Genomic DNA, 12505 nt, shown 5'->3' with positions numbered 1-12505 from the left:
CGCTTAACCTTAAAAGCTCAGCGCTTGCTGCCACTCACGAATCCATGGCTTACGCATTTGCGCCACTTCCTGTGCGCTGAAGGAAAGAGATTGTGTGGGTACCGCCAAAGTATCAAACCCTTTTGGCAGTTCAACCGCCGTCACTGGATACATCCAGTTACCCGTTGGGATCACGCTTTGGAACTCATTACTAAGGATAAATTGCAGGAACTTGTCCGCCAATTCGCCATTCTTACTGCTTTTGACTTTGGCTGCGACTTCCACTTGTAGGTAATGCCCTTCGCTAAAATTGGCCGTGGCAAAACGTGCATCATTTTCCGCAATCAGGTGATAGGCCGGAGAAGTGGTGTAAGAGAGCACTAAATCCGCCTCACCACCAAGGAACATAGAGTAAGCTTCTGACCAACCTTTGGTAACGGTGACCGTTTTGCTCGCGAGTTGCTTCCACGCCTGTGGTGCTTGATCGCCATAGACAGATTTCATCCACAGCAGTAAACCTTGTCCCGGCGTTGAAGTCCGCGGATCTTGGTAGATCACTTTCAGGTCATCACGTTTTTCCACCAGCTCTTTCAAGCTCGTCGGCGGGTTAGCCAGCTTCTCTTTGTTATAGACGAAAGCGAAATAGCCATAGTCGTAAGGTACAAACGTGTTGTCACTCCAACCGTTTGGTAGTGTCACCTTGCTCGTATCCACACTGTGAGTCGCCAATAATCCGGTTTGTTTGGCTTCTTCGATAAGGTTGTTATCCAGCCCCAGCACCACATCCGCTTTGCTGTTAGTGCCTTCTAAACGCAGGCGATTAAGAATCGACACGCCGTCATCCAAAGCGACAAACTGCAGATCACAGCCGCATTGAGCTTCAAACGCTTTTTCAATCGCAGGTGCAGGCCCCCAGTCGGCGGCAAAAGAGTCGTAGGTATAAACGGTGAGTGTTTGCGCAGCAGACGCCGCTGAAGCAAAACATAAGGTTGCTAAGGCAACTGAAGTCAGTTGAATTTTCAAGGCTCGCTCTCCTTAATGAGCGGCACAGGCTTGAGGGAGGCAGAGAATCGTCCATTTTCCATTCTGCAAACCTAACTCAATTCCTACGCCAGCATTATCTGGTTCAGGTTTAACCACAAAAGTCGCGGTCATTGCGGGTCCCAAGCAGTGCTTGATCTCAGCGCCATTCTTATGAATGGGTGGCCCCCCGTGAGTGGGTTGGATTGTAATGGTAAATCTTTCAATTAGCCAGTAGAGGGAAAACGCCTCCGAGGGATGACTTACTCTGCACGTGAGCGTTGATCGTAACCCCAACGCGGCACGAGAGCTTGCTCAATTCCAAGGTGATCGAGAATGCGCGCCACCATAAAATCGACTAAATCTTCGATCGATTGTGGCTGATGATAAAAGCCCGGCGCAGCAGGCATGATAGTCACACCCATTTGCGAGAGCTTAAGCATGTTTTCCAGATGCAAAGTGGAGAAAGGCGTTTCACGCACTACCAACAGCAACTGTCCACGCTCTTTCAGTACCACATCAGCGGCGCGTTCAATCAAATTATCCGACATGCCATGCGCAATCGCCGCCACACTGCCTGCCGAACACGGACACACCACCATCTGCTTGGGTGCAGCGGAACCTGACGCCACAGGCGAAAACCAATCCTCTTTGCCGCACACCACCAACTTATCACTGGCACAACCCAAGTGCTCAACCAAAACCGCTTGCGCCGCTTCGGGATTGGCGGGCAGTTTCAAGCCATGTTCTGTCGCTAATACCACTCGCGCCGCCGAAGAGATCAGCAGATACACCTGATAATCCGCCGCCAGCAGGCATTGCAATAAACGCAGCCCATAGGGCGCTCCGGAAGCGCCAGTCCAAGCCAGAGTAATGGTTCGATTGTTGTTCATGCTCACCTTAAATTATTTCTGTTGCAGTGCCGCAATCAGCTTGCCATGAATGCCTTCAAAGCCACCGTTGCTCATCACCAAAATCTGGTCACCCGCTTTGGCTTCTTTAGCAATCATAGTCACAAATTCATCCATATTAGCGCTAACTTGGGCTGGTTGAGCGCACTGCTTGGCAACCTCTTCCACCGACCAAGGAATATTGGAAGGCTGGTAAAGATAAACCGAGTCGGCACTGTGTAGCGAAGCGGCCAAGGTTTCTTTATGCACGCCTAGCTTCATGGTGGCAGAACGTGGCTCCAGCACTGCGATGATTTTCTTATCACCCACCTTATTACGTAAACCACCCAGCGTCAGTTCAATCGCGGTTGGGTGATGGGCAAAATCATCGTACACCGCCACACCATTGATTTCGCCTTTCAGTTCTAAGCGGCGCTTGGTGTTCACAAACAGCCCCAATGCCTCACAAGCCAACCCTGGCGCAACACCCACATGACGCGCAGCGGCAATCGCCATTAGCGCGTTGCTGACGTTGTGATCCCCCACCAAGCTCCAATTCACTTGGCCAACACGCTCACCATGCAGCAAAACATGAAATTGTGAGCCATCCGCGGTGATTTTTTCCGCTTGCCACTCACCTTGCTCACCACTGAACTCGGTTTCGCTCCAACAACCACGCTTAAAAACGTCGGCTAAAGCATCATCTTGCTTAGGTGCGAGAATGCGACCATTACCCGGCACAGTACGCACCAAATGATGAAATTGACGCTTGATCGCCTCTAAGTTATCGAAGATGTCTGCATGATCGAACTCTAAATTGTTCATCACTAAGGTGCGTGGATGGTAATGCACGAACTTAGATCGCTTATCGAAAAAAGCACTGTCGTATTCATCGGCTTCGACGACAAAAAACATGCTTTCACCTAAACGTGCCGAAATACCAAAATTGCCCAATACACCACCGACTAAGAAACCCGGTTGATATCCACAGTGCTCAAGCACCCACGCCACCATGCTCGATGTCGTGGTTTTTCCGTGAGTTCCCGACACCGCAATCACCCAACGATCATGCAGCAAAAAATCTTGTAGCCACTGTGGGCCTGAGGTGTAACGCAGGTTATGGTTTAGCACGTATTCCACACAAGGGTTGCCACGGCTCATTGCGTTGCCAATCACCACCAGATCTGGCTTCGGCTCTAATTGAGCAGGGTCAAAGCCTTCAATAATCTCGATGCCTTGCGCCTCTAACATGGTACTCATTGGGGGGTAAACATTGGCATCGCTGCCCGTCACTTTATGACCCAGTTGACGCGCTAACATCGCCACGCCACCCATGAAAGTGCCACAAATCCCCAAGATATGAATGTGCATAAAAACCCAGCCTTTTTACTGTGCGATTGGAATGGCTCCATTATCCCGATCCGCTACGCAAAAGCGAGTCCGGCAGTTCAGCGCGATGTAAATTCGAATTTATCGACAATAAAAGTGAGATCTCCGTCGGTTAGTTCAATACCCGTAAAAAGATCTAAGTTTTACAATCCACACCAGACAAGATGCATAGCGAAATCGATTCCATCAGAGGATCCCATCATCTTGCTCAACCCGCTTTGTGGCGTCAATGCAAGGAGAACACCACAAACGGGCTTACCCCCGACAAAATAGTGTTAAGGAATCAACATGCAGAAAATGCGCACCCTCGGTGAATTTATTGTTGAAAAGCAACATGATTTCCCCCACGCCAGCGGTGAACTTTCCTCTCTTTTAGCGTCCATTCGTTTGGCTGCCAAAATCGTCAACCGCGAAATCAACAAAGCGGGACTGGCGGATATCATTGGCGCTTCTGGCAATGACAACATTCAGGGTGAAGAGCAACAAAAACTCGACCTGTATGCCAACGAAAAATTCAAAGCGGCACTGGAAGCACGTGATCAAGTGTGTGGTGTGGCGAGCGAAGAAGAAGATGAAGCGGTCGCATTCAATAAAGAGCTCAACAAAAATGCCAAGTACGTCGTGTTGATGGATCCGTTAGACGGTTCTTCCAATATCGATGTGAACGTGTCGGTTGGTACGATTTTCTCTATTTACCGCCGTGTTTCACCGGTCGGTACACCTCCGACTCAGGAAGATTTTCTGCAACCGGGGAACAAGCAAGTAGCAGCGGGCTACGTCATTTATGGCTCATCTACCATGCTGGTGTACACCACAGGTAATGGTGTGAATGGTTTTACTTACGATCCTTCACTCGGCACTTTCTATCTCTCCCACGAGAATATGCGCATTCCTGAAAACGGTAAGATTTACTCCATCAATGAGGGTAACTACATCCGTTTCCCGACTGGGGTGAAAAAGTACATCAAATACTGCCAAGAAAATGTGCCGGAAGATGGTCGCCCATACACCTCACGCTACATTGGTTCGCTGGTGGCCGATTTCCATCGCAACCTGCTCAAAGGCGGTATCTACTTGTACCCGAGCACGCAAAGCCATCCGAATGGTAAATTGCGTCTGCTTTATGAGTGCAACCCAATGGCATTCTTGATTGAACAAGCCGGTGGCCTTGCTTCTGATGGCGCATGTCGAATCATGGACATCAAACCAACCGAGCTGCACCAACGCGTGCCGTTTTTCGTCGGTTCAAAAAATATGGTGCATAAAGTCGAAGAGTTTTTAGAGACTTACCCCGATTAAGCCTGTTAGCGCCGCTCAATGCGGCGCTTTTTCTCTCTGTCGGCTTGGGGATCCTTTAATTTGAGAGTAAACTCACCCCTTCGCTGACGGGTGCATTTTGCGCCATCTGCAAACTTGAATAATAATAAATCCCGAATTTGAAGTCCGGCCAACAGAAAAGGAAACCGTTAATGAGCTTAAACAATGTGCCAGCGGGCAAATCACTGCCTGATGATATCTATGTAGTGATCGAAATCCCTGCCAATGCTGACCCAATCAAATACGAAGTCGACAAAGAGTCTGGCGCAGTATTCGTAGACCGCTTTATGTCAGCGCCTATGTTCTACCCATGCAACTACGGCTACGTGAACCACACTCTGTCACTGGATGGTGACCCAGTAGACGTTTTGGTTCCAACTCCATACCCACTGATCCCAGGTTCTGTAATCCGCTGCCGTCCAGTTGGCGTGCTGAAGATGACTGACGAATCAGGTGAAGACGCGAAAGTGGTTGCGGTACCGCACACTAAGATCTCTAAAGAATACGATCACATCCAAGACGTGAACGACCTGCCAGCCCTGCTGAAAGCACAGATCACTCACTTCTTTGAGCGTTACAAAGAGCTAGAATCAGGCAAATGGGTAAAAGTAGATGGCTGGGAAGATGCTGCCTCTGCTCGCGCTGAAATCCTGAGCTCTTATGAGCGTGCGCAAAACAAATAAGCCCTCGTTTTGAGCATAAAAAAAGCCAGCGTAAGCTGGCTTTTTTGTTATCGCATTGGCACTCTGGCTTATAACTCACCGGCGGTGGAATGACGGCCTGAAGCATAGTCTTGCCGAAACCAGATGTTGATATCATCACAGACGCCAAGGTAATACTTGCCTGAAACTCCCAGCAGATAAGCACTTTGTTGACAGTACTGCTGTCGCCCTTGCTCATAGCCTTGGCTATACGCTTGGTAGAGTTGTTCATCCATCAACTGCTGTTCATCTTGTTTAAGCATCTGTGCTTGGGTCAACTTGATTTTCCCTTGCTCACCTTGCTGTTGACCAAAAGCTTCCCAAGCCACGGGCGATCCCGTCGGGGGAACTTCTATGGTTGCACAACCACTCAACAATACTAACCAAAGCAGTTTTTTCATCATCTGATCCTCACTTTAACCAAGGAAGACCGCTTCCGCTTTACACTCTTTGGCTCCAATCTCCGGAATCAATCAGCGAATGCAAGCGATGGGTCTCTTGATAAATATAGATCCATGCCGTACCAAAGGGAGTCTCAATCGTGTCACGTCGATACTCCACTGGCACATCTTCCAAAATATCCAGTTGAGCTAAGGTATGCTCATCTACCAGATACACTTCACCATGCACTGATTGATGCCCTTCAACCAAACCGGGATATGCCCCTAAATCATACAGTGCGTACTCTGGTTTGGTTTCAAATTGGCCAAGCAATTGACTGTGTTGTAAATAAGTGTGGTTGCTCTCTCCATGACGCAAAGTGCCATACACAAAAACGAGGTGCTGCACATCTCTCTCCTTAGTTGAATTCGAACTGATAGAGTAGATCAACGGCACTATCGACACCGGAGACCGCCTCTAAATACAGATCCTGCATCAAGCGATAACGAACGGTAAATTCACCCACTGAGTTAAAAATACCGACACCATATTTCACTTGCAAGCCGGGCAGAATATAACCACTTACTGTGACTTGTGAATCATCCCCCGATCCTGCGGTATCCAATTGCAAATCCTGCACTCCAAAGGCTTGACCAATCTCGCCGACCAACTTACCGCTTTGCGCCAAGCTCAAGCCAATCAGAGTGGTGGTCATGGCGTTACCGCCCGCTTCACCATCAATATTCTGCCCACGCAGCAAGTAAGAAAGTGCGTTAGCCTGCGGCATGGCTGGCTCAGAGAAAATGGTTAGCGACGGTTCATCCGATGGGCCACTCACTCGCACCCCAGCGATCACATCATCTTGCGTGTTTTCAGGGTTACGGATCGCCGTGATCGCCAGATAAGGCTGATCTGCTGGACCATTCATCAGGATCTTACCTTCTTTGATCTGCAAATCCTGCCCAAACGAGCGGTATTGACCGTTGCGAATGTTGACCTCACCCAAAATGAATGGGCCTTTATCCTTTTGCGCTACATTAAGTCGCCCAACCAAGTTGCCTTGCAAACCAAAGGCATTCAGTTGGAAATCATCACCAATTTGCACGTTAACATCAGTTTCTACCGTAAACGGCAACGACTCTTTCTCGTTCAGCGGTTGCAAATCTGCATTCAGCAGCACTTGATCCTTTGAAACACCAATCGCACTTGGTGGCAGCTCTTCCACCACAATTCGGCCCCATGGCAAAGCAATATTCCCGACTACTCGCGCCAGCTGTGGCTGCATGGTCAGCGTTAAATCTGGGATCACTTTCACTTTCACCATAGGTGGTAGCTCCACCATCATTGAGGGTGCATGAACCCGTGCTTTTACGCGCCAATCCTCCAACTGCTGCCAATTGGCATCACCATCCACTTCCAGCAAACCATCGGTGGTTTGGATATCGGCATTTAACACTGCCTGATAACCATTAAACTTCAGTGACACTTGCCCTGATTGCACGTCGACTGGGGTAATTTCGCCTTTAACCCGGATGTCATTCACCGCAATTTCGCCGTTGAGTTGAGGGTGCAGCATAGGGCCGTGGAATTGCACATCGGCATTAATGCTGGATTTGGCCTCGCTGTATTCACCTATCAGCGGTTGCAAGAAGTCCAGATTGAAAGTGGTTAAGTTAAGTGAACCAAGCATGTTTTTTTGTTCGGCGCGCACATCGGCGATTCGAATATTGCCGGAGAGATCACCGTTATCGGTCGCATCAAACAGCCAACTTGCCTGCAACTGGTTTTTGGCCAGTTCAGCTGAAAATTGCGCTTTATCCCAGCCAAATGTGATGCTTTTCTCGAGCTTTTGCGTCACCTGACCTTTACTCAGCTCCAAATTGGCTTTCAATTGCGGAGCCGCTTTCGGTGACCATTTAGCCCACACTTGCCCATCTAGACCACCATTGAGTTTCGTTTCTTTTGGCAACACGCCCGCCAGTTGCTGAAAATCGAACTGTTTGATGGCTAAGCGCGCTTCACCGCGCTCACCCAACTCGGCATCTTCTTCTAAACAAAGTGAGGAATTACCTTGTATCCAACAGTGCGCCGCCACTTTGGCACGCTCCGTTTTCTGATCAAACGAGAGTGCTGTGGCCTGTTGCAACTGCCAACGTCCTTGCGGTGAGCTTAACCACATACGTTCCAATTCACCTTGCCAACGAAGCGACGGTTCCAAACGCAGTCGACCATTCAATGCAAGGCTAGTTGAAGCCAAATTAGAAGCCACATCCAACGTCACCGAATGCTTTTGCTGTGAACCTTGCGCTTTCAATTCTACTGAATCAATGTGTTGCTCTTGATATTGGACATCACGAACTTGTAGGGTGAAATCGCCTTGCAGCTCAGGTAACGGCACAATATTGCCTTGTAGAGTCACATGGCCAACAGAAACCATGTCCTGCCACTGCAAGCTATCCGCATCCAGCAAAAGTTTGACTTTCGGCTGTTTGAGATCACCACGCAGCAACACATCACCAATGATTTTGCCTTGGGCATCAGGTAGTGATTTACTCAAATCAGGCACGTTAAGTTCTACCGACATTCGCCATTGTTTGGTCAGTTGCCCCTTGGCGGTGAGCGAGTTCGGGCCATGAGCCAGTGAAACGCCTTTGGTGATCAAAGCAATATCGCCCTGTCCTTTAACATCGGACGCACTGACTTCACCCAACACTTCGAGTGGATAGCCACGCAGTAATCCCGTGATTGCCAGGCGAGAAACATCAACTTGCCAGCCACCTTGTTCTGTTAAAGCGCCAGAAGTATCCAGCTCACCACTGATTTGGCCTTCCGCTTCAGGCCATTGCAGGCCAGGTTGAATATTTTTTAGGTTTAAACGCGCCGCCCAGTTAAGCGGTGTTTTCCAGTTAGCGACCGCATTACCAGTCACAGATCCGCCAAGCGAATCCACTTTAAGGGATTGCAGTGCTATCTCATCCAGATTGCCGTGACCTTGAACAGCCAAGCTTACATCCGGCAGTTCTTTCCCTTGCAATACACCTTTTAGAGCCAGCTGATAATCCTTCAATGAACCATTGACACTCAGCTCTGGCACATCAACCCGATAGTCACTTTCCCCATGCATAGGCCATTGTGCTTTAACCTTGCTCAGCTGAATATCAAATGGCAAATCCGCATCCAACACATTGAAATGCGCATTTAATTGAGCTTGTGCTAGCGTATCTAAACTTGCTTGCAAAGTGAGATCGGCCAAGTTGCCTTGCGCGGTCAGAGAGAAGGTTTGGCCTTTGAAATCGGCCAGATGCACTTGGCTGCTCAGCTCAAGTTGCAGCGGATAATCACCCGTAAGTGTCGCTTCGGCATTGAGTTGGGCATCCAGCTCCGGCATGCTCAATTCCAACGTCGAGATCGCTATTTGATGCCCAGAAGCATTGGCTTGCAAACCCAAGTGATTAACGATAATCGGCGTTTCTTGCTCCAAACGGAATTCGCGAATATCGAATCGCTCCAATTCAATGTGCAGTGGGATCAGCACCTCAGGCAATACCAACGGCTCCGCTTTGTTCGTTGTCGCCGCTTGGTTGGCAGCAGGAGCGCTCGCATCATCACTCTCCGCTAAAGCGAGTCGGATTCCCTGCCACTCAGTTTGCCCGATGCGTAGTCGATTGCCCTGCCAAGAAGCACGAGTACTAAATTGCTGCCACGCGACTCGATTGCCAAGGATATTCAGTTGGATATCTTGCAGCGCAAGTTTGCCTACACGGATTGGAATGGGCGTCGAGATTTCACCTAACGGTTCTGAATCAGGCTCAACAGGTTCCTCTTCACTTTCCGGAATGGATGGCAAATCAAACGTTAAGCCACTGATGGCCAACTCATTGATACAAACACTCGGTTCCAGCAAGCAGTTAGGATTAATCGCTAAACTCAGAGTTTGAGTAGCAAGCGTGAGGTTGAGTTCGCTATCGGAGTAAGTGACGCCTTGCAACGTAAAACGTGGAAATAGTGCACCTTGTGCTTGTTCTACTTTCAGTTGAGGTAAGGCTTGCTGAACACCCCACAACACTGCTTGTAAACCCGGATTGGTAAACAGAGCGCCCGCCAAAGCCAGCACTAAAACAATGACCAAAACCAACAACAGCATGGATAACCATTTGGTCAATTTCAGCGCCCGTCTGATCATAGCTCAGGCCCCAAAGTGAAGTGGATTTTGAATTCATCACCCGGTGTGGCATCGAGCCCCCAAGCGAAATCAAGTCGAATCGGGCCCACGGGAGAGACCCAACGCACCCCAACTCCCGCGCCTTTTTTCCACTCTGGCGTATCGTTAAAGGCATCACCGACATCCATAAACATCGCCGCCCACCAGTTGCCTGTTAAGCGGTATTGATACTCGATTGAACTAGTGGCGATGTATTTTGCACCCGTCAAAGCACCACTGGCATCTTTCGGAGAAATCGACTCATAACCATAACCACGCAGGTTGTTATCACCACCCGCAAAGAAACGTAACGAAGGAGAAAGTTGGTCAAATTCATCGGTAATGTTGGCACCACCGTCGACACGAATGAGAGCACGATGATTACGCGCATAAGTTCGTAACCAAGAGGAACCTGCTTGAACACGTGCTACTCGAGTTGCAGAAATCAGTTTCGGGTCACCATATTCAAGGGTGATGGTTTGTTTATCCCCCCAAGTGAGCAAGCTGCCGCTACTTCGCGTACGAGTACGGGTATAAGTGACGCCCGGCAACAAGAACTGACTGTTGTCGTCTTGCAGACCTTGTTCATAGTTTTCAAGCAAATACCGAATAAACACAGTACGGTGCCAGCCTCCATCAAGCTGCCAATGCCGTTCTAACGATAAGTTAGATTCCATACTTTGAGTGTCACGTTTATCGACATGCTTCATCCCATATTGAATGCGGTAATACTCGTTCAACACATCTTCTAACGGGATTTTGTAGCCAGCGGTGATGGTTTGCTCAGGGGCGGAAAGCGAAAAACTGCTATCAAAACTGTGGCCTCGGCTATTCACCCAAGGTTTTTTCCATTTCAGCGAGCCGCGTACCCCCACGTCCGTTGAATAGCCCAAACCTGTCTCTAACTGGTTACGCGCTTGAGGCGCTAACGTTACCTTCATCGGCAGTTCTCGGCCTTGATCCAACTTTGACAAATCCGGCTCCACAAACACGGAGGAGAACCAGTCGGTATTAGAAAGGTTTTGGTTAAACTCGCCAACTTGTGAGACTAGATAAGGATCGCCTTGTTTGAATGGGCGTAGTGACATCACACGATTTTCATCAATCTGACTGCCTTCCACTGTGGTAGCGCCAAATTGATAACGAATGCCGCTAGCAAAATGTAACTTCACTCGCGCTTGATTAAGCTCAGGGATCACTTCCAATCGGCTGGCTTGAAAGTCACCATTAAAGAAGCCTTTTTGCAGCGCAAGATTACGAATTCCAGACTTTAGGTTGTCGTACAAACTATGATTAAGTGGCTGATCTACTCTCAATCCACTGTTTTTGATCAAACGCTGAAAGTCACGATCATTTTCGGCTTCACCCGTGATCACAATATCCACTTCACTAAAACGAGTTACTTCGCCGGGAGTGATCGCCACACTTAAACGCTGATTGTCTTCCGAAACTTTAAAATCGATCGAAGCGTGGTAATACCCAAGCGCATTAAGCGCTTCAGTAATGCTTTTTTCCAACTGAGATTGAAAACGCAGGCTGGTGGAATAATCTTGTGGGGCGATCGATGACAGATAGGCATCCACGTTATCTTTCTCTGCGCCACTTATCCCAGTGATCTCCAATTTCACATCGGCGTAAGATACAGCTGAAAACAGCCATAGCGAGATTAAGGCGGGGAGTGATTTTCGTCTCATGCTTGATTTAGGCTCGTTATACAACGGTGACATTTTTGCTACGGAGGCATCATAGCGTCAATGAATCGCTTCGTCTGTATGAAAAAGGTTAAAACTCCGGTCTGTATCGAAGATAATCCGAACGCTGCTTAGGCACGTCAACCCACTTCAGTAAGGAAACATCATGCTCGATAAACAAATTATGGTCACAGCACAAACTGCGCTTCCCGGTCGCAATACTGCCATGACCATTGAAGATACGCACTTTGTCAACGGTAGCTCACTTTCTGCCGCTCCTAAAAATGACCAACAACAGATTTTAATCGGCATGGGCTGTTTTTGGGGTGCCGAACGCCTGTTTTGGCAACTGGATGGCGTGATTTCAACTTCAGTTGGCTACGCGGGCGGCTTTACTCTTAACCCAACGTATGAAGAAGTGTGTACTGGAAAAACGGGACACACCGAAGTCGTACGTGTGGTTTTCGATCCTAAGCGTCTACCACTGGCGGAACTATTACGCGCGTTTTGGGAACGCCACGATCCAACTCAAGGTATGCGCCAAGGCAATGATCGCGGTACTCAGTATCGCTCCGCGATCTACTATTTCACCGAAGAACAACGCGAAATCGCTGAAGAGTCAAAAGCTGCTTACCAAGCTCTGCTTGCGGCCAGTGAACAAGCGGCAATCACTACAGAAATTCTACCTGCTGGGTCTTACTACTTTGCAGAAACCTATCATCAGCAGTATCTGGCGAAGAACCCTAACGGTTACTGCGGATTAGGTGGTACTGGGGTTTGTTTCCCGCCACAAACCACACTCTAATTACTCATAATTAAGGGCAGTAGTCTGATTCTTGTTACGACTTATACTGCCCTTTGATTCAACACCAAACCGTCACAACAGATCCCTGTATTCAGTCATTACACGCGACAGAAACAATTCCAAATACGAAT

At 48.7% G+C, this 12505-nt stretch carries 10 protein-coding genes; 3 read left to right on the top strand and 7 right to left on the bottom strand.

Annotated features, from left to right (window positions below; all coding sequences use genetic code 11):
- Positions 1-9 precede the first annotated feature (9 nt).
- From thiB to mpl, 3 genes are all read right to left on the bottom strand, one after another.
- Positions 10-1002 (bottom strand): thiamine ABC transporter substrate binding subunit, encoded by a 993-nt coding sequence (gene thiB / locus D908_RS14215; RefSeq protein WP_005523203.1) that lies wholly within the window; start codon positions 1000-1002, stop codon positions 10-12.
- A gap of 260 nt (positions 1003-1262) precedes the next feature.
- Complete coding sequence (locus D908_RS14220) at positions 1263-1892, bottom strand: flavin prenyltransferase UbiX (RefSeq protein ID WP_005523201.1); 630 nt, start codon at positions 1890-1892, stop codon at positions 1263-1265.
- A gap of 12 nt (positions 1893-1904) precedes the next feature.
- Positions 1905-3260: a UDP-N-acetylmuramate:L-alanyl-gamma-D-glutamyl-meso-diaminopimelate ligase gene (mpl, locus tag D908_RS14225; protein ID WP_005523189.1), complete on the bottom strand. Its 1356-nt coding sequence runs from the start codon at positions 3258-3260 to the stop codon at positions 1905-1907.
- A gap of 306 nt (positions 3261-3566) precedes the next feature.
- Between mpl and fbp the strand changes: the two genes are divergently transcribed.
- Both fbp and ppa read left to right on the top strand, forming a co-directional pair.
- Complete coding sequence (fbp, locus tag D908_RS14230; RefSeq protein ID WP_001171117.1) at positions 3567-4577, top strand: class 1 fructose-bisphosphatase; 1011 nt, start codon at positions 3567-3569, stop codon at positions 4575-4577.
- Positions 4578-4747: 170 nt separating this feature from the next.
- Positions 4748-5278, top strand: a complete 531-nt coding sequence (ppa, locus tag D908_RS14235; protein ID WP_000056163.1) for an inorganic diphosphatase — start codon at positions 4748-4750, stop codon at positions 5276-5278.
- Between the two features lie 68 nt (positions 5279-5346).
- On the opposite strand, the gene D908_RS14240 is transcribed toward ppa, so the two are convergent.
- From D908_RS14240 to tamA, 4 genes are read right to left on the bottom strand one after another with little or no spacing between them, the layout of a single operon-like run.
- On the bottom strand, positions 5347-5700 hold the full coding sequence (locus tag D908_RS14240) for a DUF2799 domain-containing protein (RefSeq protein WP_000976317.1): 354 nt from the start codon (positions 5698-5700) through the stop codon (positions 5347-5349).
- Positions 5701-5737: 37 nt separating this feature from the next.
- Positions 5738-6085 carry a gamma-glutamylcyclotransferase family protein gene (locus tag D908_RS14245; protein ID WP_001164259.1) on the bottom strand — a complete coding sequence of 116 codons (348 nt, stop codon included), beginning with the start codon at positions 6083-6085 and terminating at the stop codon, positions 5738-5740.
- 10 nt (positions 6086-6095) lie between these two features.
- Complete coding sequence (tamB, locus tag D908_RS14250; protein ID WP_005523176.1) at positions 6096-9860, bottom strand: autotransporter assembly complex protein TamB; 3765 nt, start codon at positions 9858-9860, stop codon at positions 6096-6098.
- Positions 9857-11572, bottom strand: a complete 1716-nt coding sequence (tamA, locus tag D908_RS14255; RefSeq protein ID WP_005523175.1) for an autotransporter assembly complex protein TamA — start codon at positions 11570-11572, stop codon at positions 9857-9859. The genes tamB and tamA overlap by 4 nt, the downstream gene beginning before the upstream one ends.
- A 163-nt stretch (positions 11573-11735) precedes the next feature.
- Here tamA and msrA point away from each other — a divergent pair, with 163 nt between their 5' ends.
- Entirely contained in the window at positions 11736-12374 is a 639-nt protein-coding gene (gene msrA / locus D908_RS14260; protein WP_005523174.1) for a peptide-methionine (S)-S-oxide reductase MsrA, read from the top strand.
- Positions 12375-12505: the final 131 nt, after the last annotated feature.

It is taken from the genome of Vibrio mimicus CAIM 602, from assembly GCF_000338875.1.
Lineage (GTDB): Bacteria > Pseudomonadota > Gammaproteobacteria > Enterobacterales > Vibrionaceae > Vibrio > Vibrio mimicus.
The sequence above is the reverse complement of the archived record's forward strand: the minus strand, read 5'-3'. Positions and strand labels throughout refer to the sequence as shown.

Bases quoted from the DNA above. Each gene is read 5' to 3' on its own strand.
- ppa (WP_000056163.1), top strand. From the start codon at position 4,748: ATGAGCTTAAACAATGTGCCAGCGGGCAAATCACTGCCTGATGATATC.
- tamB (WP_005523176.1), bottom strand. From the start codon at position 9,860: ATGATCAGACGGGCGCTGAAATTGACCAAATGGTTATCCATGCTGTTG.
- tamA (WP_005523175.1), bottom strand. From the start codon at position 11,572: ATGAGACGAAAATCACTCCCCGCCTTAATCTCGCTATGGCTGTTTTCA.
- D908_RS14240 (WP_000976317.1), bottom strand. From the start codon at position 5,700: ATGATGAAAAAACTGCTTTGGTTAGTATTGTTGAGTGGTTGTGCAACC.
- mpl (WP_005523189.1), bottom strand. From the start codon at position 3,260: ATGCACATTCATATCTTGGGGATTTGTGGCACTTTCATGGGTGGCGTG.
- fbp (WP_001171117.1), top strand. From the start codon at position 3,567: ATGCAGAAAATGCGCACCCTCGGTGAATTTATTGTTGAAAAGCAACAT.
- D908_RS14220 (WP_005523201.1), bottom strand. From the start codon at position 1,892: ATGAACAACAATCGAACCATTACTCTGGCTTGGACTGGCGCTTCCGGA.
- msrA (WP_005523174.1), top strand. From the start codon at position 11,736: ATGCTCGATAAACAAATTATGGTCACAGCACAAACTGCGCTTCCCGGT.